Origin of the sequence: Acidovorax sp. A1169, assembly GCF_030704685.1 — a bacterium.
Lineage (GTDB): Bacteria > Pseudomonadota > Gammaproteobacteria > Burkholderiales > Burkholderiaceae_C > Acidovorax.
In genome coordinates this window covers 165,312-190,663 of the sequence record NZ_JAUZDX010000008.1, presented here as the reverse complement: position 1 = coordinate 190,663, position 25,352 = coordinate 165,312, and the positions used below count along the sequence as shown (strand labels likewise).

The 25,352-nt window shown below is 66.8% G+C and carries 26 protein-coding genes and 1 pseudogene; 9 read left to right on the top strand and 18 right to left on the bottom strand.

Annotation, left to right across the window (positions count from 1 at the left end; genetic code table 11):
- Positions 1-117: 117 nt before the first annotated feature.
- The 4 genes from tkt to QYL93_RS15510 all read left to right on the top strand — a co-directional run bounded on the left by tkt (position 118) and on the right by QYL93_RS15510 (position 4,989).
- Positions 118-2,175 (top strand): transketolase, encoded by a 2,058-nt coding sequence (gene tkt / locus QYL93_RS15525; RefSeq protein ID WP_305744475.1) that lies wholly within the window; start codon positions 118-120, stop codon positions 2,173-2,175.
- Between the two features lie 156 nt (positions 2,176-2,331).
- Positions 2,332-3,036 carry a hypothetical protein gene (locus QYL93_RS15520; RefSeq protein WP_305744474.1) on the top strand — a complete coding sequence of 235 codons (705 nt, stop codon included), beginning with the start codon at positions 2,332-2,334 and terminating at the stop codon, positions 3,034-3,036.
- 27 nt (positions 3,037-3,063) lie between these two features.
- Positions 3,064-4,062, top strand: coding sequence for a type I glyceraldehyde-3-phosphate dehydrogenase (gene gap, locus QYL93_RS15515; protein WP_305744473.1), 999 nt, complete (start codon positions 3,064-3,066; stop codon positions 4,060-4,062).
- A gap of 228 nt (positions 4,063-4,290) precedes the next feature.
- Positions 4,291-4,989, top strand: coding sequence for a hypothetical protein (locus QYL93_RS15510; RefSeq protein ID WP_305744472.1), 699 nt, complete (start codon positions 4,291-4,293; stop codon positions 4,987-4,989).
- A gap of 41 nt (positions 4,990-5,030) precedes the next feature.
- On the opposite strand, the gene QYL93_RS15505 is transcribed toward QYL93_RS15510, so the two are convergent.
- Positions 5,031-5,819 (bottom strand): nucleotide-binding domain containing protein, encoded by a 789-nt coding sequence (locus QYL93_RS15505; protein ID WP_305744540.1) that lies wholly within the window; start codon positions 5,817-5,819, stop codon positions 5,031-5,033.
- The gene (locus tag QYL93_RS15500; RefSeq protein WP_370876982.1) at positions 5,768-6,268 is read right to left on the bottom strand and encodes a four-carbon acid sugar kinase family protein; all 501 of its coding nucleotides are present in this window, start codon (positions 6,266-6,268) and stop codon (positions 5,768-5,770) included. Before QYL93_RS15500 ends, QYL93_RS15505 begins: the two co-directional genes overlap by 52 nt.
- On the opposite strand from QYL93_RS15500, the pseudogene QYL93_RS15495 reads away from it, so the two are divergent.
- The 4 genes and pseudogenes from QYL93_RS15495 to QYL93_RS15480 form a co-directional block, all read left to right on the top strand.
- Positions 6,268-7,185, top strand: a pseudogene (locus QYL93_RS15495) (substrate-binding domain-containing protein); the annotation flags it as partial. The gene QYL93_RS15500 and the pseudogene QYL93_RS15495 sit on opposite strands and share 1 nt — an antisense overlap.
- A 236-nt stretch (positions 7,186-7,421) precedes the next feature.
- Entirely contained in the window at positions 7,422-7,805 is a 384-nt protein-coding gene (locus QYL93_RS15490) for a DUF4398 domain-containing protein (RefSeq protein WP_305744471.1), read from the top strand.
- A gap of 65 nt (positions 7,806-7,870) precedes the next feature.
- Positions 7,871-8,812, top strand: a complete 942-nt coding sequence (locus QYL93_RS15485; RefSeq protein WP_305744470.1) for an OmpA family protein — start codon at positions 7,871-7,873, stop codon at positions 8,810-8,812.
- 366 nt (positions 8,813-9,178) lie between these two features.
- Positions 9,179-9,559, top strand: coding sequence for a DUF4398 domain-containing protein (locus QYL93_RS15480; RefSeq protein WP_057200729.1), 381 nt, complete (start codon positions 9,179-9,181; stop codon positions 9,557-9,559).
- Between the two features lie 38 nt (positions 9,560-9,597).
- On the opposite strand, the gene QYL93_RS15475 is transcribed toward QYL93_RS15480, so the two are convergent.
- The 9 genes from QYL93_RS15475 to QYL93_RS15435 form a co-directional block, all read right to left on the bottom strand.
- Positions 9,598-10,605 (bottom strand): aldo/keto reductase, encoded by a 1,008-nt coding sequence (locus QYL93_RS15475; RefSeq protein ID WP_305744469.1) that lies wholly within the window; start codon positions 10,603-10,605, stop codon positions 9,598-9,600.
- A gap of 74 nt (positions 10,606-10,679) precedes the next feature.
- Entirely contained in the window at positions 10,680-11,639 is a 960-nt protein-coding gene (locus QYL93_RS15470; protein WP_305744468.1) for a Gfo/Idh/MocA family oxidoreductase, read from the bottom strand.
- A 1-nt stretch (position 11,640) separates the two neighbouring features.
- A complete protein-coding gene (locus tag QYL93_RS15465; RefSeq protein ID WP_305744467.1) occupies positions 11,641-12,507 on the bottom strand; it encodes a class III extradiol dioxygenase subunit beta in 867 nt (288 codons plus the stop codon).
- Between the two features lie 2 nt (positions 12,508-12,509).
- Positions 12,510-12,950: a protocatechuate 4,5-dioxygenase subunit alpha gene (gene ligA / locus QYL93_RS15460; protein WP_305744466.1), complete on the bottom strand. Its 441-nt coding sequence runs from the start codon at positions 12,948-12,950 to the stop codon at positions 12,510-12,512.
- A gap of 4 nt (positions 12,951-12,954) precedes the next feature.
- Positions 12,955-13,878, bottom strand: coding sequence for an amidohydrolase family protein (locus tag QYL93_RS15455; protein WP_305744465.1), 924 nt, complete (start codon positions 13,876-13,878; stop codon positions 12,955-12,957).
- A gap of 19 nt (positions 13,879-13,897) precedes the next feature.
- Entirely contained in the window at positions 13,898-14,896 is a 999-nt protein-coding gene (locus QYL93_RS15450) for a tripartite tricarboxylate transporter substrate binding protein (protein ID WP_305744464.1), read from the bottom strand.
- Between the two features lie 97 nt (positions 14,897-14,993).
- Positions 14,994-15,677 carry a 4-carboxy-4-hydroxy-2-oxoadipate aldolase/oxaloacetate decarboxylase gene (ligK, locus tag QYL93_RS15445; RefSeq protein WP_305744463.1) on the bottom strand — a complete coding sequence of 228 codons (684 nt, stop codon included), beginning with the start codon at positions 15,675-15,677 and terminating at the stop codon, positions 14,994-14,996.
- Between the two features lies 1 nt (position 15,678).
- Positions 15,679-16,713 carry an amidohydrolase family protein gene (locus QYL93_RS15440; RefSeq protein ID WP_305744462.1) on the bottom strand — a complete coding sequence of 345 codons (1,035 nt, stop codon included), beginning with the start codon at positions 16,711-16,713 and terminating at the stop codon, positions 15,679-15,681.
- A 36-nt stretch (positions 16,714-16,749) separates the two neighbouring features.
- Entirely contained in the window at positions 16,750-17,442 is a 693-nt protein-coding gene (locus QYL93_RS15435) for a substrate-binding domain-containing protein (protein WP_305744461.1), read from the bottom strand.
- A 141-nt stretch (positions 17,443-17,583) separates the two neighbouring features.
- Between QYL93_RS15435 and QYL93_RS15430 the strand changes: the two genes are divergently transcribed.
- Positions 17,584-18,516, top strand: coding sequence for a LysR substrate-binding domain-containing protein (locus QYL93_RS15430; protein ID WP_305744460.1), 933 nt, complete (start codon positions 17,584-17,586; stop codon positions 18,514-18,516).
- Here the strand turns inward: QYL93_RS15430 and QYL93_RS15425 are convergent.
- The 7 genes from QYL93_RS15425 to QYL93_RS15395 form a co-directional block, all read right to left on the bottom strand.
- Positions 18,501-19,424 (bottom strand): NAD(P)-dependent oxidoreductase, encoded by a 924-nt coding sequence (locus QYL93_RS15425; protein ID WP_305744459.1) that lies wholly within the window; start codon positions 19,422-19,424, stop codon positions 18,501-18,503. The genes QYL93_RS15430 and QYL93_RS15425 overlap by 16 nt on opposite strands.
- Before the next feature lie 27 nt (positions 19,425-19,451).
- Positions 19,452-20,177 carry an ABC transporter ATP-binding protein gene (locus tag QYL93_RS15420; RefSeq protein ID WP_305744458.1) on the bottom strand — a complete coding sequence of 242 codons (726 nt, stop codon included), beginning with the start codon at positions 20,175-20,177 and terminating at the stop codon, positions 19,452-19,454.
- Complete coding sequence (locus tag QYL93_RS15415) at positions 20,170-20,985, bottom strand: ABC transporter ATP-binding protein (RefSeq protein ID WP_305744457.1); 816 nt, start codon at positions 20,983-20,985, stop codon at positions 20,170-20,172. The genes QYL93_RS15420 and QYL93_RS15415 overlap by 8 nt, the downstream gene beginning before the upstream one ends.
- Positions 20,982-21,950 carry a branched-chain amino acid ABC transporter permease gene (locus QYL93_RS15410; protein WP_305744456.1) on the bottom strand — a complete coding sequence of 323 codons (969 nt, stop codon included), beginning with the start codon at positions 21,948-21,950 and terminating at the stop codon, positions 20,982-20,984. The genes QYL93_RS15415 and QYL93_RS15410 overlap by 4 nt, the downstream gene beginning before the upstream one ends.
- Positions 21,950-22,822 carry a branched-chain amino acid ABC transporter permease gene (locus QYL93_RS15405; protein ID WP_305744455.1) on the bottom strand — a complete coding sequence of 291 codons (873 nt, stop codon included), beginning with the start codon at positions 22,820-22,822 and terminating at the stop codon, positions 21,950-21,952. Before QYL93_RS15405 ends, QYL93_RS15410 begins: the two co-directional genes overlap by 1 nt.
- A gap of 167 nt (positions 22,823-22,989) precedes the next feature.
- Positions 22,990-24,174 carry an ABC transporter substrate-binding protein gene (locus tag QYL93_RS15400; RefSeq protein ID WP_305744454.1) on the bottom strand — a complete coding sequence of 395 codons (1,185 nt, stop codon included), beginning with the start codon at positions 24,172-24,174 and terminating at the stop codon, positions 22,990-22,992.
- A 147-nt stretch (positions 24,175-24,321) separates the two neighbouring features.
- Positions 24,322-25,098, bottom strand: coding sequence for a GntR family transcriptional regulator (locus QYL93_RS15395; protein ID WP_305744453.1), 777 nt, complete (start codon positions 25,096-25,098; stop codon positions 24,322-24,324).
- Positions 25,099-25,352: the final 254 nt, after the last annotated feature.

Here is a 25,352-nt window from a genome sequence, read left to right as displayed (position 1 = left end):
GGCGCTTGCCGTGGCCGGTTGGCGGGGCTTCCCGGAGGCCTGCCGGCGGGCCCCGGGGCGCGCACCGGTAAAATGCCGGGTTTCCCCTGAACCTCCCCCACCCGGAGCCGCCCTTCCATGGCCAACACCCTGCAAAACCAACCAATGGCAAACGCGATCCGCGCGCTGGCCATGGACGCCGTACAACAAGCCAACTCAGGCCACCCCGGCGCCCCGATGGGGATGGCCGACATGGCCGTGGCCCTGTGGGGTCGCCACCTCAAGCACAACCCGACCAACCCACAGTGGTTCGACCGCGATCGCTTCGTGCTGAGCAATGGCCACGGCTCCATGCTGCTGTACGCGCTGCTGCACCTCACGGGCTACGACCTGCCCATCGGCGAACTCAAGAACTTCCGCCAGCTGCACAGCAAGACCGCCGGCCACCCCGAAGTGGGCATCACGCCCGGCGTGGAAACCACCACCGGCCCGCTGGGCCAGGGCATCACCAATGCCGTGGGCTTTGCGCTGGCCGAAAAGCTGCTGGCTTCTGAATTCAACCGCGAAGGCCATGCCGTCGTGGACCACAACACCTACGTCTTCCTGGGTGATGGCTGCCTGATGGAAGGCATCAGCCATGAGGCCGTGTCGCTGGCCGGCGCCTGGAAGCTCAACAAGCTGATCGCCCTGTACGACGACAACGGCATCAGCATCGACGGCCAGGTCGCCCCCTGGTTCGCGGACAACACGCCCCTGCGCTTCGTGGCCAGCGGCTGGAACGTGATCGGCCCCATCGACGGCCACGACGCCGAAAAGGTCACCGCCGCCATCGCCGAAGCCAAAAAGCAGGGCGAACGCCCCACCCTGATCGTCTGCAAGACGCACATCGGCAAGGGCAGCCCGAACCGCGCCAATACCGCCAAGGCCCACGGCGAGCCCCTGGGTGCCGAGGAAATCGCACTGACCCGCGAAGCCCTGGGCTGGAGCCACGAACCCTTCAGCATTCCAGACGACGTGTACGCCGCCTGGAACGCCAAGGACACCGGCCAGGCCGCAGAAGCCACCTGGAACGAGCGCTTTGCCGCCTACACCGCGGCCTTCCCCGAGCTGGCGGCCGAGCTCACGCGCCGCATGCAGGGCCAGTTGCCCGCCAACTTCGCCCAGGTGGCCGTGGACACCGTGGTCGCCGCCCACACCAAGGGCGAGACCGTGGCCAGCCGCAAGGCCAGCCAATTGGCCCTGGAAGCCTTCACCTCCGCCCTGCCCGAATTGCTGGGCGGCAGCGCCGACCTGACCGGCTCCAACCTCACCAACACCAAGAGCACGCCCAACCTGCGTTTCGACATGCAGGGCAACGTGGTCAAGACCGAAGTGGCCGAAGGCCAGAAGATCGGCGGGCGCCACATCAACTACGGCGTGCGCGAGTTCGGCATGGCCGCGATCATGAACGGCATTGCGCTACATGGCGGCTTCATCCCCTACGGCGGCACCTTCCTGACCTTCAGCGACTACAGCCGCAACGCCATCCGCATGGCCGCGCTGATGAAGCAGCGCGTGATCCACGTGTTCACGCACGACTCCATCGGCCTGGGAGAAGACGGCCCCACCCACCAGTCGGTGGAGCATGCCGCCAGCCTGCGCCTGATCCCGAACCTGGACGTGTGGCGCCCGGGCGATACGGCCGAAACCGCCGTGGCCTGGAGCGTGGCGCTGACGAACAAGGACAAGCCGACTGCACTGCTGCTGTCGCGCCAGAACCTGCCCTACGCACCCAAGCGCGACCTGGGCGACATCAGCCGCGGCGCCTATGTACTGAGCGAGCCGGCCGATGTGGGCCTCAAGAAGAAGGCCGTGGCGGTGATCATCGCCACCGGCTCCGAAGTGCAGCTGGCGCTGAAGGCCCAGCGCCTGCTGGCCGATCGCAAGATCGCCGTGCGCGTGGTCTCCATGCCGAGCACCACCACCTTCGACCGCGAAGACGCCAAGTACAAGAAGTCTGTGCTGCCCGCGGGCATCCCCCGCGTGGCGGTGGAAATGGGCGTGACCGATGGCTGGTGGAAGTATGGCTGCGCCGCCGTCGTGGGTCTCGATACCTACGGCGAATCTGCCCCGGCACCCGTGCTGTTCAAGCACTTCGGCTTCACCGAAGAGAACGTGGCTGCCACCGTGCAGGCCGTGCTCAAGGGCGGCCGCTGACAGCGCGCGGCGGAGCGGAAACGTAACATTGTGCAAACAAGCAGAGGTTTCGCGTGACTTACCGCACGTTGCAGCCTCTATGCCTGCTTGACGCCGTTGCATGGGACCGGCACGCTAGTCGTTTTCATTGACGTCCCCCCTCTGCAAGGAGCTGCCATGATCCCGACCCTGTTCCCCCGCAAGTCGCTGGCCGCATTGGCCGTGCTGTCGCTGGCCTGCTTGTCGGCCCAGGCCCAGGTGGAGATCACCGATCCGCCGGCGGGCCACAATTTCGGCAAGGTCCCGCTCAATGCCACGTTTGCCACGCAGTACTTCTCGGTGTTCAACCGCAGCAGTGCGCCGCTACAACTGGGCACGGTGATTTCCAGCGGTGCGGCCCTGGCGACCTGCGCCGGCATTGGCTGCCCGGTCGTGGCGCAGGGGGACTTCCTGATCCCGGCCGGCTCGGACGGCTGCTCCAGCGCCGTGCTGCGGCCCAACCAGGGCTGCTCGACCCTGGTGGCCTTCACCCCCAGCGCACCGGGGGCGCGCATCTCCCAGCTGATCGTCCAGTCGCCCACCGGTGGAGCGCTTGCGACCTATCCGCTGCACGGCACCGGCACATCGACGCCGCTGGACTGCGTGCTCGATTGGGCCGAGCAGAGCTTCCCGCAGCTGCTGACCACGCCCACCGGCACGGCCACCGTATCGCCCTTCCAGTTGCGCTGCTATGCCAACGGCACGATGTGCCTGGGTGCCGACACGGCTGTACCCACTTTCGACCAGCCCAGTGTCTACTTCTACCAGACGCAGCCCACACCCTCGGTGCAGCGCCTGGGATACCTCTCGACATTCGCGCAGGCGGCGCAGTGTCAGCCCTGATTCCTTAACGTTTGGAGAACCTTGGAAATGACGATCAAGATTGGCATCAACGGCTTTGGCCGCATCGGCCGCAACGTGCTGCGCTCCGCCATCCAGAATTTCAGCGACATCGAAGTCGTTGCGATCAATGACCTGCTGGAGCCCGAGTACCTGGCGTACATGCTGCAGTACGACTCGGTGCACGGCCGCTTCAAGGGCGAAGTCTCGGTGGAAGGCAATACCCTGATCGTCAACGGCAAGAAGATCCGCCTGACGCAAGAGCGTGACCCTGCCAACCTCCAATGGAACGAGGTCGGCGCGGATGTGGTGATCGAATCCACGGGCCTGTTCCTGGACAAGGTCACGGCACAGAAGCACCTGGATGCTGGCGCCAAGAAGGTCATCCTGTCGGCTCCCTCCAAGGACGACACCCCCATGTTCGTGTACGGCGTGAACCACACGAGCTACAAGGGCGAGGCCATCGTCTCCAACGCATCATGCACCACCAACTGCCTGGCCCCCGTGGCCAAGGTGCTCAACGACAAGTGGGGCATCAAGCGTGGCCTGATGACCACGGTGCACGCTGCCACCGCCACGCAAAAGACGGTGGACGGCCCCTCCAACAAGGACTGGCGCGGCGGCCGCGGTATCCTGGAGAACATCATCCCCTCGAGCACCGGCGCTGCCAAGGCCGTGGGCGTGGTGATTCCGTCACTGAACAAGAAGCTCACCGGCATGTCCTTCCGCGTGCCCACCAGCGACGTCTCCGTGGTCGACCTGACGGTGGAGCTGGAAAACGCAGCTACCTACGAAGAAATCAAGGCCGAAATGAAGGCCCAGTCCGAAGGCGCGCTCAAGGGCGTGCTGGGCTACACCGAAGACAAGGTGGTGGCCACCGACTTCCGAGGCGACACCCGCACCTCGATCTTCGACGCCGACGCGGGCATCGCCCTGGATGGCACCTTCGTGAAGATCGTCAGCTGGTACGACAACGAATGGGGCTATTCGAACAAGTGCCTGGAAATGGTGCGCGTGGTGGCAAAGTAATCAGGGCCTGGCCCACGGCAAAGGCCGGCCACCCGCAAGGGTTGCCGGCTTTTTTCTAGTGCGGTGACCCGCCATTGCGCACCGAAGTCTCCAGCCCGCAGTGCACGCCCCCTTTAATACGCAGGCTGGCGTGATCTACAGCACGCCAGTGCGTGGCAACCGACTTGACGCCGTCGGACGGCAGAGGCACGCTTGGAGTCTTCCCCGACTTCTTCCCAAGGAATTGCCATGATCCCACCCCTGTTCTCCCGCAAGTCGCTGGCCGCAATGGCCCTTCTGTCGCTGGCAGCCGTGTCGGCGCAAGCGCAGGACGTGCTGATCTCCGACCCGCCGCAGGACCACACCTTTGGCAAGGCCGCGCTCAACTCCACCTTCGCGACGCAGTATTTCTCGGTGTTCAACCGCTCCAGCGCAGCGGTGCAATTGGGTGCCGCCGGTGTGGACAGCGCCCTGGCCACCTGCGCAGCCCTGGGATGCCCCACCATTGCCCCAGCCGACTTCACGATCCCGGGCGGCTCCGATGGCTGCAGCAACGCCGTGCTGCAGCCGGGCCAGGGCTGCTCCACCCTGGTGATCTTTTCCCCCAAGCAGCCGGGCTCCCGCGTGGCGCGCCTGGTCTTCCCAGTGCGCGGCGCAACTGCCGTGACCCGCACGGTGACGGGTACAGGTCTGGCCCAGCCCACCGACTGCGTGCTGGACTGGGCAGAAAATTCCTTCCGCTCCATTTTGACCAGCCCGACGAGCACCATTACTGCGCCGCCCTTCTACCTGCGCTGCTACGCCAACGGCGCGATCTGCCTGGGAGCCGATGCCGCAGTGCAGTCACTTGACCAGCCCAGCGTGTACATCTACCAACCGCAAGCAACGCCAGCGATTCAGCGCCTGGGGTTCCTCTCGACATTCGCACAGGCGGCGCAGTGCCCGTGACCCCGGCAGCCGCTTAGCAGCCCCCAGAACAAGCAAGCCGGTCACGCCCTCCAGGGCCGGCCGGCTTTTTTCTTGCCGCTACCGGCAGCCTCCTCAGGCCCTACCGTGCAGCAGCCGCTCGAAGAGAGCATCAGACCCCATCTGCCCCCCTTGAGCATGATCTCCAGTCCGTCGAGCGCCAGGTGGTCGCTATGCAGCTGGCACAGCGCCACGTCAGGCGACAACGAGGCCCGGTACGACAGGCCCCAGGCTGCGAACGACTGCACCGCGAGGCTGGAGGTGTCGCCCCCGGCGATGCCGATGCGTCGCAGCGGCACCTGTGCCAGCACGCGGGCCAGCACGCGCCCGCTGGCCTGCGCCACGGCGTGTGCCGTGGCACCGCCGGATGCGCTGCCCGCAGTCACCGCCAGCACGCTGCGACCGGCCCGGAGCAAGGCACCCAAGCGGTCGGCCATGGCCTGTGCAGCGGCATCGCCGCCCTCGACCAGGCTTGACACATCGGCGGGTACCGTCTCGAACGAAACGGCCATTCGCACCTGTTGCGCCGTCACCGGCGACTGGCTGCCCGCCAGCACGAAGACAGGACCCTGGGCCGCAGCCAATGGCGGTGCGTCCATCGCAGCCGCTCGGAGCCACTGCGTCGCCAGCGCCTGCACCACGCTGCTCGGTCCCACCGCCAGCAGCCGCGCCTGCTGCGCACGGCGCCATACCAGTTGGCCCACGGCCTGCAGGTCTTCGGGGCGGCTGGCGTCCATCAGCACGGCAGCGGGGTGCCCCGCTAGCATGGCATCAAGCGCCGCCTCCTGGTGGGCCAGCGGCTGGGCGTACAGCAGGTAGTCGAAGCCAGGTACCGGTTGCAGGGCCTGCTGCGCCAGGTGCAGCGCAGGTCGCTCTCCTGCATGGGCGTGACCGGGTGGCGGCTCATGGTGGGGTGGCGGTCGATGCGATGCACCGAGGGGGCGCTGCCTGCACGCGCGAACAGGTTACCGAACACGCAGTAGCGCCCCAGGCTGGGCTGGCCGCCGACGATGGGGACGAAGCCGTTCTCCACATGCTGGCGCAGCGTGTGCACGGCCACGCCGATACCGCCCACCTGCGGCGCGCTGTCGAAGGTGGAACACACCTTGTAGTGCAGCACCGGCACGCGCATCTGCGCGAAGAAGCGGCCCACGGGTTGCAGCTCGACGCGCATGGTCTCGGGCGCCATGGCGCGCGCCGCGCCGGCGATGCCGATGGCATCGAGCGGGCCTGCGCGATGCAGTTGAACAGACGTAGGCACGCCCATGGCAGGCCGCGGGTGAACTGGGCTACCTGCCGGCAGACGGCCTGGCCGCCACGCTGGCACCCGCGCCCCTGCGCGTGATGTTCCTGCTGCCGCGCAACACCAGCCGCTTTCTCACCATGCTGGGCGACATGGTCAGCTACTCGCAGGAGCACTGGGCGCCCTTCCATGTCAAATGCCGCGCCGAGACGGTGGACAGCTTCAATCCCGAGGCGCTGGCCCAGGCACTGCTGCACCACGGCAAGCGCTACGATGGCCTGGTGATGATGGCGCTGGAGCACCCCCAGGTGCGCGAGGCCGTGGCCACCCTGGCCGGGCGCGGCGTGCCCGTGATCACGGTGATCTCGGACCTGGGCAACTCGCAGCGCGTGGGCTACGTGGGGCTGGACAATCGCGCTGCGGGACGCACGGCGGGCTACCTGATCGGCCGCTTCATCGGCGCGCGCGACGCCAAGGTGGCCTTGGTCGCGGGCAGCCTGCGCTACGCGGCGCACCAAGAGCGCGAGGCTGGCTTCCTCCACGTGCTCGAAGAGCTGTTTCCCCAGCTCACCGTGGTCGGCCTGCGCGAGGGGCTCGACGACACCGAGAAGAACTACCGCCAGACACGCACCCTGCTGGAGCGCCACCCGGACCTGGCCGGCATCTACAACATCGGCGGCGCCTCCGACGGCATCGCCCGCGCGTTGGAGGACTGCGGCATGCAGCACAAGGTGGTGTTCATCGGCCACGGCCTGACACCCGACACACGCGCCCAGCTCATCGACGGCAGCATGGACGCGGTGATCACCCAGAACCCCTTGAGCACCATCACCAGCTGCGTGCGCATCTTCGCCAACCTGCGCGACGGGCGTCCCGCCTTGTCCGGTGTGGAGACCACACGCAGCCAGGTGGTCTTTCGCGAGAACCTGCCCTGACCCTGGTGCCTGCGGGTACCTGGCCTGCGCGCCTGCGTCGGCCCGCAACAGCACCTGACACGTAAGCCGATGTAAGACCTGGCCCACAGGCGAACTGAGGCAGGGACTACGCGGCCTGCAGGTCGCTGCACGAACAATGCACCTGTACCAGCACCGTCTCCTGGTCGCCCCCTCGCCCGGCTTGCCGGCATCGGGGAGGGCAGATCCCATCCCCCTCCACAGGAGTTCAGAACACCATGCCTTCATCCGCACCCATTCGCCTTGCCATCGCCGTCCTCGCCCTTGGCGCCCTGGCCGCCTGCTCCTCCACGCCGCCACCCACGGAACAGATGGCCGTGAGCCGCACCACGCTGACCCGCGTGTCCGCAGCACCCAGCGTGACCGCGACCGCACCCGTTGAACTGCAGCGTGCCCGCGACAAGCTCATGGCGGCCGAGAAGGCCATGGGCGCGCAGGACTACACCGCCGCCCGCCGCCTGGCTGCCGAGGCCGAAGTGGACGCCCGGGTTGCAGAGACCCGCGCCGATGCCGAGCGCAATGCCGCCAGTCTGGCCCAGGTGCAGGATGGTATCCGCGCATTGCAGGAAGAAATCAACCGCCGCGCCGCGCCCGCCCGCTGATCGCTTCAGCCCCACTGCGCCTGCCGTCACGCTCCGTGACCCCGAATCTTGAAGGAATACCCACCATGCACCCCATTCTTCGCCGTACCACTGCCCTGGCCACCAGCCTGATCGCTGCGGGCCTGCTGGCCGCCTGCGCCAGTACTGCACCTTCCGCCGCACTGGAGCAGGCCCGCACGGCGGTGAGCCGTGCCGGCACGGATCCCGCCGTCGCCCAATACGCCCCCCTGGAGCTCAAGCAGGCCAGCGATGCCCTGGCCCGTGCCGACCGCTTCTGGGCCGACAAGCACGATGAGGCCGAGACCAACCACCTGGCTTATATCGCCTCCCAGCGCGCCGAGATCGCCAACAACGCGGCACGGGCCCGCATGCTCGATGCCAGCATCCAGAGCGCCAGTTCCGAAGCCGACCGCATCCGCCTTCAGGCCCGCACCCGCGAGGCCGACGAAGCGCGCCTGCGTGCCGACGCCCAGGCCCGCAACGCACAGATCGCCCAGGCCCAGGCCTTGAGTGCCGAACAGCGCGCGGCCCAGCAGCAGATGCAGGCCAATGCGGCCCTGGCCCAGGCCAGCGCCGCCCAGGACCGCGTGCGCATGCTCGAAGCCCAGTTGCGCGAAATGGAGGCACAGCAGACCGAACGCGGCCTGCTCGTGACCCTGGGTGACGTGCTGTTCGCCTTCAACAAGGCCGAGCTGTCTGCGCAGGCCGGGCCTCGCCTGGACAAGCTGGCCGATTTCCTCAAGCAGTTTCCCGAGCGCAAGCTGCTGATCGAGGGTTACACCGACAGCGTGGGCTCGGACGTTTACAACCAGGAGCTGTCGGCACGCCGTGCCGGCGCCGTGCGCGATGCGCTGGTGGCGCGGGGCGTGGACGCGAATCGCATCACGGCACGCGGCTACGGCAAGGTCTACCCGGTGGCCGACAACGCCTCGCCCGAAGGCCGGGCCATGAACCGCCGCGTGGAGATCGTGATCGCCGACGACAAGGGCAACCTCAAGGGCCGCTGAAGCCCCTCCAGGGCGGCCTGCCGCCCCGGTACCCCACCCCAGACCGCGCCGCTCACGCCGCGCGGTCTTTTGCATGTCTGGCGCGCCCGCACCGGTATGGCAATCGTGGGGCCAACGCTTCATCCAGAAAGGTGAACCCATCTAAGTGAGCATTCACACACATGTAACATCTGGGACTTTACCTGGGTGCATTGGATTGGTGCCCGCTCAGGACCCTGGCAACGGCAATACCCCACCAGGGTAAGCCCCATGCGGCGCGGCACAGGTTTTGCTGTTCAATTTCTGCCACGGGCGGGTCATATGCATTTGTTACATATGAAACCTATGCAGACCTGCTTACCAGAGTCCTTGAAGGAAACAGCCACCATGCATCCCATGCTTCGCAGCACCACCGTTCTCGCCATCAGCGCGATGGCCGCAGGGTTTCTTTCCGCTTGTGCCACGGCCCCGTCCATGGCCCTGGAGCGGGCCCGCACGGCCGTAGGCACCGCCAGCGCCGACCCGGCAGTGGCCCGGCACGCAGCCCTCGAACTGAAACAGGCTACCGAAGCCCTGGCACAGGCCAACAGCATCTGGAGCAAGACCAGCGACGAGGCGGAAACCAACCACATCGCCTACATGGCGGCGCTGCAGGCCGAGGCCGCCACCAATGCGGCACGCGCGCGCATGCTGGCGGCCAACATCCGCACCGCCAACTCCGGCACCGCCCAGATCAGCCTGCACACCGAAGCGCAGACACGCCGCTGATGCGACCCGCCCTGCAACGGTGCAGGGCGTGCATTGTTTCAGGCAAACGTCTCGGTATCCACCTCGCTCGCGCTCTGCGCGCTGTAGCGGGGGCCCACGACGTTCCGCTGGTTGATGGCGCCGTCAAGCGCGGCCATGGTCGCCGCGTCGATTTGCACCGCAGCGGCACCCAGGTCGTCATGCAGGTGCTCCACGCTGGTTGTGCCCGGGATCGGGATGATGTGCTCACCCTTGTGCAGCAGCCAGGCCAGCGCCAGTTGCGCGGGGCTGCAGCCGACCTGGCGGGCTATCGCAAAGTAGCTGTCCAGTAGCGCCAGGTTGGCCGCGTAGGCCTCGGGGGCAAAGCGCGGCATCGCACGGCGGATGTCCTTGGCGTCCAGTGCGGACACATCTTTCAGATCGCCACACAGGTAGCCACGCGCCACGGGGCTGAAGGCGACGAAGGCCACGCCCAGCTCACGGCAGGCTTCGAGCACCGCGATCTCGGGGTTGCGCGTCCACAGCGAATACTCGGTCTGCACGGCAGCGATGGGGTGCACCGCATGCGCGCGCCGCAGCGTGGCGGCCGACACTTCGGACAGGCCGATGCTGCGGATCTTGCCCGCGCGCACCAGGTCGGCGAGCGCACCCACGCTGTCCTCGATAGGCACCTGCTTGTCCCAGCGGTGCAGGTAATACAGGTCGATCACGTCGGTCTGCAGGCGGCGCAGGCTGTCCTCGCAGGTCTGGCGCAGGGTGGCGGGGCGCCCGTCGATCACGCGCACCAGTTTGCCGTCGCCGGCCACGTCCACGCCCTGCATGCCGCACTTGCTGGCCAGGGTGAAGCGCTGGCGGTGCGGCTTCATCACACGGCCCACCAGGGTCTCGTTGGCGCCGAAGCCGTAGAGCGTGGCCGTGTCGAACAGGGTCACGCCTGCGTCGAGCGCGGCCAGCAGCACACGCTCGCCCTGCTCGGGCGAGACGGGGGCGCCGTAGGCGTGGCTCAGGTTCATGCACCCGAGGCCGATGGCGCTGACTTCAAAGGGGCCGAGTTGGCGTGTCTGCATGGTGGTCATTGCTCCATGAAAAACGCCCGCAGCGTTCCATCTGCGGGCGGGTTGTGGGTGTCTGCAGGCGGATCTTACTGAAGCTGCTGCTCCAGATCGTGCAGCACCTGGTAGCAGGCCAGTACGCTGGCCACGCTGGAGTTGGGCTCGCGGCCTTCGCGGATGGCGGCAAAGAACTCGCGGTCCTGCAGCTCGATGCCGTTCATCGACACGTCGACATGGCTCACGTCGATCTTCTCGTCCTTGCCGTTGTACAGGTCGTCGTAGCGCGCCAGGTAGGTCGCGGTGTCGCCGATGTAGCGAAAGTAGGTGCCCAGCGGGCCATCGTTGTTGAACGAGAGCGACAGCGTGCAGATGGCGCCGTTGGCGGCCTTGAGCTGGATGCTCATGTCCATGGCAATGCCCAGCACGGGGTGGATCGGGCCCTGCACGGCGTTGGCTTTCACGATCGGGCTGCAGGCTTGGTACGCGAACAGGTCCACGGTGTGGGCTGCATGGTGCCACAGCAGGTGGTCCGTCCAGCTGCGGGCCTGGCCCAGCGCATTGGTGTTGGTGCGGCGAAAGAAGTAGGTCTGCACGTCCATCTGCTGGATGTTGAATTCGCCGGCCTGGATCTTCTTATGCACGTACTGGTGGCTGGGGTTGAAGCGGCGCGTGTGGCCGCACATGGCCACCAGGCCGGTCTCTTTCTGCAGCGTCACGACGTCCTGCGCGCCCTTGAGGCTGTCGGCCAGGGGGATCTCGACCTGCACGTGCTTGCCGGCCTTCATGCAGGCGATGCTCTGCTCGGCGTGCATCTGGGTGGGCGTGCACAGGATCACGGCGTCCACCTCGGGCAGGGCCAGGCTGTCGGCCAGGTCGGTGGTGACGTGGCCGATGCCGTACCTAGCCGCCACTTCCCTGGTCTTGTCGAGGTCGCGGCTGATCAGAGAGACGACCTCCACGCCGTCGATGTTCTTGATGCCGTCCAGGTGCTTGATGCCGAAGGCACCGGCGCCCGCCAGGGCGACCTTGATGGTCTTGTTCGTAGTCATTTCAGGAATTCTCCAGAATCAGGTGGCCCACGGCCGTGTTGGATGCGGGCACATGGTAGAAGCGGTGCACGAGCCTGGGCGGCTTGCCACCGGCCACGTCGGCCATGGCGCCGCGTGCGATGAGCCACATCACGAGCTCGATGCCCTCGCTGCCGGCCTCGCGCACATAGTCGATGTGCGGGATGCAGGCAGCGGCATCAGGATCGCTGATGAGCTTGTCGAGGAAGGCGTTGTCGAAGTCCTTGTTTATCAGGCCGGCGCGCGGGCCCTGCAACTGGTGGCTCATGCCGCCCGTGCCCCAAATGTGCACGTTGAGGTCTTCGTCGTAGCTCTCCACGGCCTTGCGGATCGCCTGGCCCAGGTTGTAGCAGCGCCGCCCGCTGGGCACGGGGTACTGCACCACGTTCACCGCGAACGGTATCACCGGGCAAGGCCAGGCGCCGGCCACCGGGTCGGGCTGGCCACACATCAGCGACAGAGGCACCGTGAGGCCGTGGTCCACGTCCATGCGGTTGACGATGGTCAGGTCGAAGTCCTGCTGGATCACCGACTGCGCGATGTGCGAGGCCAGGTCGGGATGGCCGATGACCTTGGGCACCGGGCGCGGGCCCCAGCCTTCGTCGGCCGGCAGGTACTCGGCCGCCGTGCCGATGGCAAAGGTCGGGATCATCTCCAGGCTGAAGGCTGTGGCATGGTCGTTGTAGACCAGGAAGACCACGTCGGGCTTGTTGTCCTTCATCCACTGCTTGGAGAAGTCGTAGCCGGCGAACAGCGGCTTCCAGTAGTCCTCTTGCGTCTTGCCCAGGTCGAGCGCGGCGCCGATGGCGGGCACGTGCGAGGTGAAGACGGAGGCGGTGATACGCGCCATGTTCAGTTTCCTTTCTTTCCCGCAGCACCCTGCGGCTGACGGTGCGCCTGGGCATCGCCGTCTTCGCCGATGACGCGGTTGCCCACGGCCGAGCGGCCACCACCGATCATCATGGCGCGGTATTCGTCTTCGGTCATGCCGGTCATGGAGCCGGCCATCTGCTGGAAGCTCTTGCCATCGGTCGCGCCGATCTTGGCCAGGAAGTAGATGTTGCCGCCCAGGCGGATGCACCAGTTGAGGTCGCGCGCGAGCACGGCCTCTTTCTGCTCTTCGGTCATCGCCCATTCGTCGAGGTAGAGGCGTTCATTGGCCTTGAAGCGGGCGCGGTTGTCCGCCTTCATGAGGCTCATGCAGAACTGGTTGAGCCAGTAGCCCTTGCGGCTCTGCTCTGCGTCGAAGATGGTCGTGCCGGGCACGTCCAGGTAGGGTTTGTCGAGGGACATGGCTTCAGCCTTTCGCTTCCTCAGGCCAGTAAAGGCGCATGGGATTGTCCACCAGGAGTTTGCGCTGCCGCTCGGGCGTCGTGGCGATGTGGGGAATGAAGTCCACCAGCAGGCCGTCGTCGGGCATGTGGTCCTTGAGGTTGGGGTGCGGCCAGTCAGTCCCCCAGAGCACGCGGTCGGGGAACTCCTCGACCACGCGGCGCGCGAACGGAACCACGTCGCGGTAGGCGGCCTGCTCGCCGTCCAGGGCCTTGGGTCCGGCCACGCTCAGGCGCTCGGGGCAGCTGACCTTGCTCCACACATTGGGGTGCTGGCGCATGAATTTCAGGAACAGTTCAAACTCGGGGCCATCGACGGGTTGGGTCACATCGGGGCGGCCCATGTGGTCCACCACCACGGTGGTGGGGAGCTGGGTGAAGAAGTCCCACAGCTCTGGCAGGTCCACCGCCTCGAAGTAGATCACCACATGCCAGCCGAGCTTGTGGATGCGCGCGGCGATCTCCATCAGCTCATCCTTGGGCGTGAAGTCCACCAGGCGCTTGACGAAGTTGAAGCGCACGCCGCGCACGCCGGCGGCGTGCATGGCCTGGAGCTCTTCGTCCGTCACCGAGCGGCGCACGGTGGCCACGCCACGTGCCTTGCCGCCCGAGTGCACCAGCGCATCGACCATGGCGCGGTTGTCGGCACCGTGGCAGGTGGCCTGCACCACCACGTTGCGCGCAAAGCCCAAGTGGTCGCGCAGCGCATACAACTGCGCCTTGCTGGCGTCGCAGGGCGTGTACTTGCGTTCGGGTGCGTAGGGGAATTCGGCACCGGGACCGAACACGTGGCAGTGCGCGTCCACGGCGCCTGCGGGCACCTGGAAGCGGGGCTTGCTCGGGCCGGCGTACCAGTCGAGCCAGCCAGGGGTTTTGGTGAATTCACTCATGCGGTGTACTCCTTGATGATCAGTCGAGCGAGACGTTGGCCTTCTTGATCACGTCGCCAAAGCGCTGGCTCTCGTCCTTGACGAACTGTGTGAACTGCGCGCGCGTGGTGGGAAATTGCTCGTAGCCGAAGGTCTTGAACTTCTCGGCCACGTCGGGCCCTGTCAGCGCCTGCTCGATGTCGCGCTTGATCTTGTCGGTGACGGCGGCGGGCAGGCCAGGCGGCACGGCAATGGCGTTCCAGCCGGTGACGGCGAAGTCCTTCGGGCCACCCGCTTCGGCCACGGTGGGCACGTCGGGGAATTCGGCCGAGCGCTTTGGGCCTGCAAAGGCCAGCAGGCGCAGCTTGCCAGCGCGGTACAGCGGGCCTGCCGTGGCGGCGCTGCCCAGTGCGAAGTCGATCTCGCCCGTGGCGACCGAGGTGTAGAGCTGCGTGGTCTCCTTGAAGATCACATGCTCCATCTGCGTGCCGGTGGCGGACTCGAACAGCTCGGAGCCCAGGTGCACGGGGTTGCCTACCGACCACGAGCCGTAGTTGAGCTTGCCCGGGCGGGCCTTGGCATCGGCCACGATGTCGGCCACGGTCTTGTACTTGCTGTCCGTGCCCACGGTGAAGAAGAAGTGGGTCTTGAACAGCGGCAGCAGCGTGTCGAAATCCTTGGCCACGTCGTACGGCAGCTTCTTGAACAGGCTGGGGTAGGCGGCCAGGTGCACGTTGTCGAGCACGAGCAGGTCATGCCCGTCCTTGGCACCGCGCTTGAAGGCGTCGATGGCGATGAAACCGTTGCCGCCCGGGCGGTTCTCCACCACCACGGGCTGGTTCCAGGCACGGCCAAGCTTCTCGGCCACTATGCGGGCCACGCCGTCCGGGCCGCCGCCCACCGGGAAGGGCGTGATGATGCGCACGGTCTTGGTGGGGAACTGCTGGGCGGCAGCCAACTGCGGTGCCAGGCCGGCGGCTGCGGCCACGCCCAGGGCGAGGGCGGCGCGGCGAGAGAGGGAGGAAGAAAGAAGGCGCATCGTATGTCTCGTCAATAAAAGTGGGGCTGCGCCGTGCGCAGCGGTGCGGCGTCCGCCGCATGGCTGACGTCGCTTTGGCGGGTGCCGCATGGGACGGTCAGTCGATGTACTTGAGCCCGGCCTTCTCCAGACCAGGGCGCATGCTGTACATGTCGAGGCCGAGCACGCCCGAGGCGAGCTTGGCGCGCTTTTCGCCCTCGAAGCTCTCGCGCTTCTGTGCGGCTTCGAGCGTGGCGGCGGCACGCGCGGCGGGCACGCAGACCACGCCGTCGTCATCGGCCACGATCACGTCGCCCGGAGTGACCCACATGCCAGCGCAGACCACGGGGATGTTGACCGAGCCCAGGGTGGCCTTGATCGTGCCCTTGCTGGAGATTGCGCGGCTCCACACGGGGAAATTCATCTCCTGGAGCGTCTTCACGTCACGCACGCCAGCGTCGATGATGAGGGCCCGCGCACCGCGCGACTGGAACGAGGTGGCCAACAAGTCGCCAAAATAGCCATCGGTGCATTCGGAGGTGACGGCTGCCACCACCACGTCGCCGGGCTGTATCTGCTCGGCTGCCACATGCATCATCCAGTTGTCGCCGGGCTGCAGCAGCACGGTTACCGCCGTACCCGACACCTGCTGGCCGGGGTAGATGGGGCGCATGTAGGGCTTGAGCAGGCCCACGCGGCCCATGGCCTCGTGCACGGTGGCCGAGCCCAGTGCGGCCAGGCCGTCGGCGGCTGCGCGGTCTGCGCGGGTGATATTGCGGTGGACAACGCCTAGTTCGTACATGTCAGAGCCCCTTTGCCTTCAGGCGTGAATCGAGTCGGGAGAACACGCGGCGCACGTTGCCTTCGTAGATCTGGTGCTTGTCGTCGCCGCTCAGGATCTTGCTGGCCTCGATGTAGCGCTTGGTGTCGTCGTAGTAGTGGCCGGTGGTGGGGTCGATACCGCGCACCGCGCCGATCATTTCCGAGGCGAAGAGCACGTTCTTTACCGGGATCACGGTGTTCAGCAGGTCGATGCCGGGCTGGTGGTACACGCAGGTGTCGAAGAAGATGTTGTTCAGCAGGTGATCTTCGAGCAGGGGCTTCTTCATCTCCTGCGCCAGGCCACGGAATCGCCCCCAGTGGTAGGGCACGGCACCGCCGCCATGCGGGATGAGGAACTTGAGCGTGGGGAAGTCCTTGAACAGGTCGCCCTGGATGCATTGCATGAAGGCCGTGGTGTCGGCGTTCAGGTAGTGCGCGCCCGTGGTGTGAAAGCATGCGTTGCAGCTGGTGCTCACATGGATCATGGCGGGCAGGTCGTACTCCACCATCTTCTCGTAGATGGGGTACCAGTGGCGGTCGGTCAGTGGCGGGCTGGTCCAGTGGCCGCCCGAAGGGTCTGGGTTCAGGTTGATGCCCACGGCACCGTATTCCTTGACGCACTTTTCGAGCTCGGGGATGCAGGTCGCGGGGTCCACGCCCGGGCTTTGCGGCAGCATGGCCACAGGCACGAAGTGCTCGGGGAACAGCGTGGAGACGCGGTGGCACAGCTCGTTGCAGATGGCCGCCCAGGTGCTGGAGACGTTGAAGTCGCCGATGTGGTGGGCCATGAAGCTCGCGCGCGGCGAGAACAGCGTGATGTCGCTGCCGCGCTCCTTCATCAGGCGCAGCTGGTTGGCCTCGATGGATTCGCGCAGTTCGTCGTCGCTGATCACGAGGTCGGCCACCTTGGGCATGGCGGCCGGGTCCTGGATGCCGGCGATCTGCTGGTTGCGCCAGTTCTCCAGCGCCTTGGGTGCCGTGGTGTAGTGACCATGGCAGTCGATGATGAGGCTCATTGCTTTGTGCTCCTTGGATCTTGGTATGCGGTGGTATCAGGCGGGGTCCATGCCCTGGCGTTGCTTGGCCTCGGTGGCGGCCGAGGAGGCCAAAAAGTCGAGCAGCGCCTTTGCAGCCACGGGTTGCTTGCTGGCAGTGCCCACGCCCGACGAGAAGATGGTGGTGATCTGGATGGCCGGCGGCAGCGGGCCCACCACGGTGATGCTATCCACGTTCAGCAACTCGCTCAGTTGCTGGAAGCCGAGTTCCACATCGCCGCGCGCCACGAGCGAGCCCACGGGCACCCCAGGCGGCGCCTGCACCATGCGGCCTGCCACCTCGTCGGCAATGCCCCAGCGCTCGAACAGCCTGGCCAGCGCCACGCCGCTCGGGCCGGTGGAGTAGCTGATGCTGCGCGCGGCCAGCACGGCACTGCGCACCGCGTCTTCGCAGCCGATGTCGGGCAGCGGCGCACCGGCGCGCACGGCCACGGCGACGCCGGAGCGCACCCAGTCGGTCTTGCTCGCGGCATCGATGGTGCCTGCGGCGATGAGCTTGTCAATGGCGTCGGAAGCCAGCACCACCACGTCGAAGGCCTCACCGGCCTGCACGCGCTTGGCGGCGTCCACGCCGCCCACGGCTTCGATGACCGCGCGCTGGCCGGTCTGCTGCTCGTAGGCCACCAGCAGTTCGGCTAGCACCTGGCGCGTGGCCATGGACGAGATTCCACGAAGGGTGGGCGCAGTCATGGGAGGGTGGCAGTCGCTGTATACATGCCGCCGATTGTGGGCAGTGCAGGCCCCGACATAAAGCCGGCAGGGGCACTACCAGATATATCATTCTTCTATTGTCGAATTCGAGCTATTGCAAATAGCGGAGAGCACACCCCCATGGACCTCAAGCAGATCGAGTACTTTGTGCGCGTGGCCGAACTGGGCAGTTTCACCCGCGCCTCGGTGGTGCTGGACATCGCCCAGCCGGCCCTGAGCCGCCAGGTGCGCCTGCTGGAGGTGGAACTGCGCCAGAACCTGCTGGTGCGCAATGGCCGCGGGGCCATACCGACCGAGGCGGGCAAGCTGCTGCTGGAGCACGGGCGCGGCATCCTGCACCAGGTGGAAAGGGCCCGCGAGGAGCTTGGGCGTGTGCGCGGCGCGCTGGCCGGCCGTGTGGCCATCGGCCTGCCGCCGACCATGGCCAAGGTGCTCACGGTGCCGCTCACGCGCGCCTTTCGCGTGCAGATGCCCGATGCCGCCCTGGCCATCAGCGAGGGTCTGACGGTGGCCATGCGCGAATCGCTGACCACCGGCCTGCTGGACATCGCCCTGCTCTACAACACGCCGGCCTCGCCGGGCATCGAGATCACGCCCTTGCTGGAGGAAGACCTGTTCCTGGTGCAGCGCCGCCCCATGGGGCAGAGCGACGCCGAGGCCGACGCCCAGGCCCAGGAGCCCGTGGCGCTCGAAGAGCTCACGCGCTTTGCGCTGGTGATTCCCACGCGGCCCAATTCGATCCGCATGCTGGTGGAGTCGGAACTGGCGGCCCTGGGCCTCAGGCCCCAGATCAGCCTGGAGATCGACGGCGTGGCCGCCATCCTGGACCTGGTGGCCGATGGCGCGGGCAGCGCCGTGCTGCCCATGAATGCGGTGACCACCTCGGGCAAGCCCGAGGTCTTCGGCACCCGCCCGATCGGCCAGGCCGGCGAGCCCCGGCTGCGCAGCAAGCTGTCGATGGCCGTGAGCTCGCAGCGCCCGGCCACGCTGACCCAGCAGGCCATGGCGGAGCTGATCCGCAGCACCCTGCAGACGATCTACAAGGCGCCCTGATCTTTCCCAGGCGCAGCAATGTGCGCCAGCAGCCGGTCGGCATAGTCCTGCCACGGCGCATCCTTGGGCAGGCCGGCGAAGACACCTTTGCGCGCCATGGCGGCGACAGAGGCCTGCTTGTGCGCAACGGCACTGGCCATCAGCGGCTCCACGCCGGCCTCGCGCACGGTGCGGGCGGCCTCGTGCATCTCCTCGGACCGGCGCTGGCCGTGCTGCACCACGCGGCTGAAGAAATAGCTCCCCTGCTTTTCCCAGTCGATGGAAGGGAACGTTTCGGCCAGCGTGGGCAGCACATGCGCTTCCACGCCGTACTGGCGGGCTGTGGCATAGCTTTCGATAACCAGGGCTTCGAGCCCCTTGATCATCACGCTGCGGCACATCTTGATGGCGCTGGCCACGCCCAGCTGTTCGCTGACCGGCGTGGCATCCATGCCCCAGCCCTGCAGCACGGCGGCCAGCGCAGCGGCCTTGCCACCACCGAGCAGCATGGGCACACGGATGCCATAGGGCGGCACCGAGGTCATGACGCCCGCCTCCACATAGTGCGCGCCGCGCGCCTCGATCAGCGCAGCGGCATGCTGCTTGGTGCCGGGCGAGGCCGAATTGAGGTCCAGGAACACCGTGCCACGGCGCAGGTGGGCAGCTGCTTGCTGCGCCACCTCCAGCGTGTGCGATGCGGTGACTGCGGAAATCACCAGGTCGCTCGCGGTGCACAGCGCTTGCGCCGAAGCATGGGCCGTGACCCCGTGCTGCGTCGCGTGCACCAACTCGGCGTCGCGCGTGCCGGGCTGCGTGAACTTCAGATCCCACGCGCCAACGCCGGCCACGCCGGGCTGCGGCAGCAGCCCCAACGCAAAGGTTTTGCCGACTTCGCCGTAGCCAATCAGGCCGATGTGCTGCAGGTCCATGGTGTGCCCGGGTTGTGGGATCGCTCGCTACCGGGCCACGCCCAGCAGCCGGTCCAGCAGCTCGGGCTGCGCAGTCAGATCCGCCGCGGTGCCGGTGTGTACCACCGTGCCCCGGTCGAGCACGGCGGCATGGTCCGAGATCGCCAGGATGGCCTGCGGGTGCTGCTCCACCAGGATGGCTGACAGCCCCTCCTCGCGCGTGATGCGGCGGATGGCGCGCAGCAGCTCCTCCACGATGATCGGGGCCAGACCCTCCAGCGGCTCATCAAGCAGCAGCAGGCGCGGGTTGAGCACCAGTGCCCGGCCCACGGCCAGCATCTGCTGCTCACCACCCGAAAGCTGCGTGCCTAGATTGGTCTTGCGCTCGGCAAGGCGCGGGAACATCGCATACACCTTGTCGGGGGTCCACGGGGCTGCCGTGGCGCCCTTGCGGCCGGGCCGCGCCACGGCGGTCAGGTTCTCGTGCACGGTGAGCGACTTGAAGATGTTGCGCTCCTGCGGCACCCAGCCGATGCCGGCAGCCGCGCGCTCGTGCGATGGCAGGCGGTGCAGCGCCACGGTGCCCAGTGCCACCGTGCCCGCATGCTGGCGCGTGGCACCGGCCAGGGTGTTGATCAGCGTGGTCTTGCCGGTGCCATTGCGGCCCAGCAGGGCCAGGGTCTCGCCCTCGGCCAGCGACAGAGTGACGCCCTGCAGTACCACGGCCTCACCGTAGCCCGCGCTCAGCCCTTCGATGCGCAGCAGCTCAGCCATGGTGGCCTCCCTCTGCCATATCGCCATGCCCCAGGTACACGGCCTTGACCTGCGGGTCGTTGGCGATGGTGTCGGGGTCGCCCTCTGTGAGCACGGTGCCGTTGACCAGCACCGTCATGCGCTTGGCGAAGCTGAAAACCAGGTCCATATCGTGTTCGATCAACAGCACAGAGACATCGGCGGGCAGAGCGGCCACGGTCTGCAGCAGCTCTTCGCGTTCCCCGGCCGGCACGCCGGCCACGGGCTCGTCGAGCAGCAGCACGCGCGGCTCGCAGGCCAGGGCAATGGCGATCTCCAGCAGGCGGCGCTTGCCGTAGGCCAGCACCTTCGTCGGTTCGGCCATCACCGCTGTCAGGTGGAATTGCTCCAGCAACTGCTCGCAGCGCTCGTTCACCGCGCGCTGCGCACCCAGCGGCTGCCACCACTTGCCGCCAAAGCCGCGCTGATGCGAGACTGTGAGCGCCAGCGTCTCCAGCGGCGTGAGCGAGTCGAACAGCTGGTTGATCTGGAAGGTGCGCACCATGCCGCGCTGCACGCGCTGGTGCGGTGCCAGGCGCGTGATGTCCTGGCCTTCGAGCACGATGGAGCCCTCGGTAGGCTCCAGCACGCCCGTGAGCAGGTTGATCAGCGTGGTCTTGCCTGCGCCGTTGGGGCCGATCAGCGCATGCCGTGCGCCCTGGCGCAGGTTCAGCGTGACGTTGTTGGTCGCGGTGATGCCGCCGAAGCGCTTGACCAGTCCCTGCGCGGCCAGCACCACGGGTGCTTCATTGCCCACCGGGGCTTCATGGTTCATGGCGGTGGCGTTCATGCCTTGCGCCCTCCGAACCAGGTCCAGGGGCGGATCAGGCGCTCGCGCCCCACCAGCACCAGCACCACCAGGAACAGGCCGATCCAGAAGGTCCAGTACTGCGGCGTCACGGCAGAGATCACGTCTTGCAGCAGCTTGAAGCCGATGGCACCGACCACGCCGCCATAAAGCCAGCCCACGCCGCCGATCACCAGGATCAGCATCACGTCGGCCGAGCGGTGGAATTCGAACAGGTCCAGCGAGGCAAAACCCGTGGTCTGCGTGAGCAGCGCGCCCGCCGCCCCCGCGAGCGCGGCCGCCAGCGTGTAGACCTGGGCCAGCTTGGCGGTCACCGGGATGCCGATGGCCATGGCGCGCAGCCGGTTGTCGCGGATGGCCTTGAGCGTGGCGCCGAAGGGCGACTGCACGACACGCCGCGCGAGCACGAACAGCACCAGCAGCACGCTCAGCGAGTACCAGGCCGCCGTGCGCCCGAACAGGTCGAACTCAAACCTGCCGAGCACCGGGCCCATGACCACGCCCTGCAGCCCGTCGGCACCGCCGGTCAGCCAGTCGAGCTTGTTGGCCAGCTCCAGCATGATCAGGCCCACGCCCAGCGTGACCATGAGGCGCGTGAGATCGGTGCCGCGCATGACGGTGAAAGAGGCCACCGCACCCAGCACCGTGGATGCAGCGATGCCCACCGCCAGCCCCACCATCGGATCGGGCATCACATGCTTGGCGAACAACGCCGCCGCATAACCGCCCATGCCGAAGAAGGCCGCATGGCCCAGCGAGACGATGCCGGTGTAGCCCAGGATCAGGTCCAGCGAAATCGCGAACAGCGCCACGATGGCGATCTCGTTGATGATCAGTGCATGGCTGGGCAGGGCTGCGGGCGCGGCAAAGGCCAGCAGCCACAACACAGGCTCCCAGGGCCGCATGCGGCGGCTGCGCAGCAGGACGTTGGTGGACGATGCATCCATCACTTGCCCCCCTTGCGCACGAACAGGCCCTGGGGCCGCCATATCAGGATCAGGATCATGAGGCTGTAGACGATGAAGGCTCCGAGCTTGGGGATGTAGTACTTGCCCGCCACGTCGGCAATGCCGAGCAGCAGCGCGGCCAGCAACGGCCCGGTGATGGAGGAGGTGCCACCCACGGCCACCACGATCAGGAAATAGATCATGAACTTGAGCGGAAAGCTCGGGTCCAGCCCCAGCACTTCGGCCCCGAGCGCACCGCCCAGGCCCGCCAGACCCGAGCCGAAGGCGAAGGTGGACAGGAACACGATGTTCACGTTGATGCCCATGCCGGCAGCCACGCGCTGGTCGTCTACCGAGGCGCGCAGGCGGCTGCCGAAACGCGTGCGTGTGAGCACGTACTGCAAACCCACGGTGAGCGCGGCGCACACCGCGATGATGAACAGGCGGTAGTGCCCCATGCCCAGCATGAAGGCCCCGCTGCCCAGCTCCGTGCGGCCCTTGAGCCAGGCGGGTAGCTGGATGATCTGGCCCGTGGAACCCACGAAATAGTCCACCGTGGCCACGGCCATGAACACCAGGCCGATGGAGAACAGCACCTGGTCCAGATGGGCCTTGTGGTACAGCGGGCGGTACAGCGTGCGCTCGAGCACCGCCCCCAGCAGCGCCGTGCCCACGAAGGCCAGCGGCAGGCACCACAGAAAGGGCACGTTCAGCCGCTGCATCAGCAGCACGGTGATGTAGCCGCCGGCCATGGCAAAGGCCCCGTGCGCGAGGTTGATGAAGTTCATCAGCCCCATGGTCACGGCCAGCCCCACCGCCAGGATGAACAGCAGCATGCCGTAGGCAACGCCGTCGAAAAGAATGGTCAGCATGCAATCACTTCAATAGAACACAGCACGGGCACGGCGCCGTCCGCTGGCCAGAGGAACACCCATCTTCGATACTGGCGTGCCCGACGCCAGCGCCACCGTGGAACTGGCTTCGCCAGGCCAGGGGTGACGTCCCCCTGTAGGGGAATGGCGCGCAGCGTCTCAGGGGGTTACTTGGTTTTTCCGGGATCCTTGACGTCCTTGATCACGTCGAACTCCACGTTGTAGAGCTGGCCGTTGACGCGCTCGACCTTGCGCAGGTACACGTTCTGCACGATGTCACGGGTCTGCGCGTCGATGAACACCGGGCCGCGCGGGCTCTCGAAGACCTGGCCCTTCATGGCGGCCAGCAGGGCGTCGCCGCCGCCCGCGCCCTTGGTGGTCTTGAGCGCTTCGTAGATCACGCGCATGCCGTCGTAGCCGCCCACGGCCATGAAGTTGGGGCGCAGGCCCTTGTTGGCCTTCTCGAAGGCCTCGACGAACTTCTTGTTCAGCGGCGAAGGGTGTGCGGCCGAGTAGTGGTGCGAGGTGACCACGCCCAGCGCGCCGTCGCCCATGTCGTTGAGCTGGTCGTCATCGGTCACGTCGCCGGTGGCGATGAGCTTGATGCCGGCCTTGTCCATGCCGCGCTCCAGGAACTGCTTCATCACCGCGGCGCCCGCGCCCGAGGGCACGAAGACGAACAGCGCATCGGGCTTGGCATCGCGCACCTTCTGCAGGAAAGGGGCGAAGTCGGGGTTGCGCAGCGGCACGCGCAGTGCCTCGGTGACCTGGCCACCGTTGAAGCTCAAACGCTGGTTGAAGAATTTTTCGGCGTCGATGCCTGGGCCGTAGTCGCTGACCAGGGTCACGACCTTCTTGATGCCGTTCTTGGGCGCCCAGTCGGCCAGGGCCACCGACACCTGGGGCAAGGTGAAGCTGGTGCGCACCACGTAGGGCGATGCCTCGGTGATGCTCGAAGTGGCCGCGGCCATCACCACCAGCGGGGTCTTGGCCTGCGTGGCCAGCGGCGCCGTGGCCATGGCCGAAGGCGTGATGCCCATGCCGGCGAGCACGTTGACCTTGTCGTTCACCACCAGCTCCTGGGCCAGGCGGCGCGTCACGTCGGGCAGGCTGGTGTCGTCCTTGACGATGAGCTGCACCTTCTTGCCACCGACCGTGTCGCCGTTTTGCGCCATGTACAGGCGCGCGGCGGCCTCGATCTGGCGGCCGGTAGTCGCCTGCTGGCCCGTCATGGGCAGGACCAGGCCGATTTTGAAGACGTTGTCCTGGGCCGCGGCCGGCAAGGCCGCCAGGCCGCCGGCCAGGGTCAGGGCGGCAGCGGCCGAGGCGCGCAGAAGGTGGCGTTTGTGCATGGTGCTTTGTCTCCTGTGGAATGTCGTTGTGAATGTCGTTGTATACAGCGTGTGCTGGCCGGAGTCTGGTACGGCGCAGGGCAACGCACAAGCGGGATTTCGGACTTTTAGATATCGCCGATTGTGATAACTTGCAACAGTTATAGGTCAGGCGCTTTCCCTGATGAGCTGCACCCCGGGCAAACCCTGACCCTGTGATGCCTGCACGGCCGCAAGCAGGTTGCGCCGCGTGATGCGCGAGTGCTCACGCATGATGGCCTCGGCCCGCGCGCCCTCGCGCCGATCTATGGCGTCCAGCACCTGTCGGTGCTGGTCCTGCGCCACCACCAGCATGTCGCGCGCGGCAGGCGAATGCGTCTGCACCACCACGAAGGCCGAGGGCGAGGCGAACGGCAGGCCCTTGACCCGGTCGAGCTCGCGCACGATGACATCGCTGCCCACCATGCGGCTGAGCAGGTGGTGAAAGCGCGCGTTGAGCGCCACATAGGCCGAAAAGCCCTCATCGTCGAGCGAGCGCGGCGCCAGCACGGCGTCGATCTCGTCCAGGCACTGCACGCTTTCGGCCATCACGCCCGCGTCCACGCCGCGCTCGGCCGCCAGCCGCGCGGCCAGCCCCTCCATGGTGCCGCGCAGTTCGATGGCATCGGCCACATCGGTCTCCGAAAAGGTGCGCACCGCATAGCCGCCGCCCGGCAGGCGGTGCAGCAAGCCCTCCTGCTCCAGCCGCATCAGTGCGGCCCGGATGGGTGTGCGCGAGACCCCGAGCATCTCCACCAGCGGCAACTCGGCAATGCGCGCACCACCGGCCAGCTCGCCGGCCAGGATCATCTCGCGCAGCCGCAACTGGGCCTTGACCGACTGCGAGGCGCCAGCTTCGGACGCATCGCCAAGGGCGGCAAGGGCCTGGGGTTCGGGATGGTTCATGGTCGATGCAGGGCAGGAGTTCTGGCGTAAAGCCGAATGTATACAGAAATCTACCAAACCTCCATCCCACAGATACCCCGCCCCATACAAAACAACACCTTATGGGATATGTCAGTGCGCTATAACTGAATTATGGCTTTTTTATGTATACAGAAATCAGGCTTTTTCGCACAATTCACCCACGAACACAGCGATCCGCAGGCTGCCTGTATACCAAACCTGCTGCGCAAGACATCCTTCCCCCACGGAGAGAG

Excerpts from the sequence above, each read along its gene's own strand:
- tkt (WP_305744475.1), top strand. The coding sequence starts at position 118 with ATGGCCAACACCCTGCAAAACCAACCAATGGCAAACGCGATCCGCGCG.
- QYL93_RS15520 (WP_305744474.1), top strand. The coding sequence starts at position 2,332 with ATGATCCCGACCCTGTTCCCCCGCAAGTCGCTGGCCGCATTGGCCGTG.
- gap (WP_305744473.1), top strand. The coding sequence starts at position 3,064 with ATGACGATCAAGATTGGCATCAACGGCTTTGGCCGCATCGGCCGCAAC.
- QYL93_RS15510 (WP_305744472.1), top strand. The coding sequence starts at position 4,291 with ATGATCCCACCCCTGTTCTCCCGCAAGTCGCTGGCCGCAATGGCCCTT.
- QYL93_RS15490 (WP_305744471.1), top strand. The coding sequence starts at position 7,422 with ATGCCTTCATCCGCACCCATTCGCCTTGCCATCGCCGTCCTCGCCCTT.
- QYL93_RS15485 (WP_305744470.1), top strand. The coding sequence starts at position 7,871 with ATGCACCCCATTCTTCGCCGTACCACTGCCCTGGCCACCAGCCTGATC.
- QYL93_RS15480 (WP_057200729.1), top strand. The coding sequence starts at position 9,179 with ATGCATCCCATGCTTCGCAGCACCACCGTTCTCGCCATCAGCGCGATG.
- QYL93_RS15475 (WP_305744469.1), bottom strand. The coding sequence starts at position 10,605 with ATGCAGACACGCCAACTCGGCCCCTTTGAAGTCAGCGCCATCGGCCTC.
- QYL93_RS15470 (WP_305744468.1), bottom strand. The coding sequence starts at position 11,639 with ATGACTACGAACAAGACCATCAAGGTCGCCCTGGCGGGCGCCGGTGCC.
- QYL93_RS15465 (WP_305744467.1), bottom strand. The coding sequence starts at position 12,507 with ATGGCGCGTATCACCGCCTCCGTCTTCACCTCGCACGTGCCCGCCATC.
- ligA (WP_305744466.1), bottom strand. The coding sequence starts at position 12,950 with ATGTCCCTCGACAAACCCTACCTGGACGTGCCCGGCACGACCATCTTC.
- QYL93_RS15455 (WP_305744465.1), bottom strand. The coding sequence starts at position 13,878 with ATGAGTGAATTCACCAAAACCCCTGGCTGGCTCGACTGGTACGCCGGC.
- QYL93_RS15450 (WP_305744464.1), bottom strand. The coding sequence starts at position 14,896 with ATGCGCCTTCTTTCTTCCTCCCTCTCTCGCCGCGCCGCCCTCGCCCTG.
- ligK (WP_305744463.1), bottom strand. The coding sequence starts at position 15,677 with ATGTACGAACTAGGCGTTGTCCACCGCAATATCACCCGCGCAGACCGC.
- QYL93_RS15440 (WP_305744462.1), bottom strand. The coding sequence starts at position 16,713 with ATGAGCCTCATCATCGACTGCCATGGTCACTACACCACGGCACCCAAG.
- QYL93_RS15435 (WP_305744461.1), bottom strand. The coding sequence starts at position 17,442 with ATGACTGCGCCCACCCTTCGTGGAATCTCGTCCATGGCCACGCGCCAG.
- QYL93_RS15430 (WP_305744460.1), top strand. The coding sequence starts at position 17,584 with ATGGACCTCAAGCAGATCGAGTACTTTGTGCGCGTGGCCGAACTGGGC.
- QYL93_RS15425 (WP_305744459.1), bottom strand. The coding sequence starts at position 19,424 with ATGGACCTGCAGCACATCGGCCTGATTGGCTACGGCGAAGTCGGCAAA.
- QYL93_RS15420 (WP_305744458.1), bottom strand. The coding sequence starts at position 20,177 with ATGGCTGAGCTGCTGCGCATCGAAGGGCTGAGCGCGGGCTACGGTGAG.
- QYL93_RS15415 (WP_305744457.1), bottom strand. The coding sequence starts at position 20,985 with ATGAACGCCACCGCCATGAACCATGAAGCCCCGGTGGGCAATGAAGCA.
- QYL93_RS15410 (WP_305744456.1), bottom strand. The coding sequence starts at position 21,950 with ATGGATGCATCGTCCACCAACGTCCTGCTGCGCAGCCGCCGCATGCGG.
- QYL93_RS15405 (WP_305744455.1), bottom strand. The coding sequence starts at position 22,822 with ATGCTGACCATTCTTTTCGACGGCGTTGCCTACGGCATGCTGCTGTTC.
- QYL93_RS15400 (WP_305744454.1), bottom strand. The coding sequence starts at position 24,174 with ATGCACAAACGCCACCTTCTGCGCGCCTCGGCCGCTGCCGCCCTGACC.
- QYL93_RS15395 (WP_305744453.1), bottom strand. The coding sequence starts at position 25,098 with ATGAACCATCCCGAACCCCAGGCCCTTGCCGCCCTTGGCGATGCGTCC.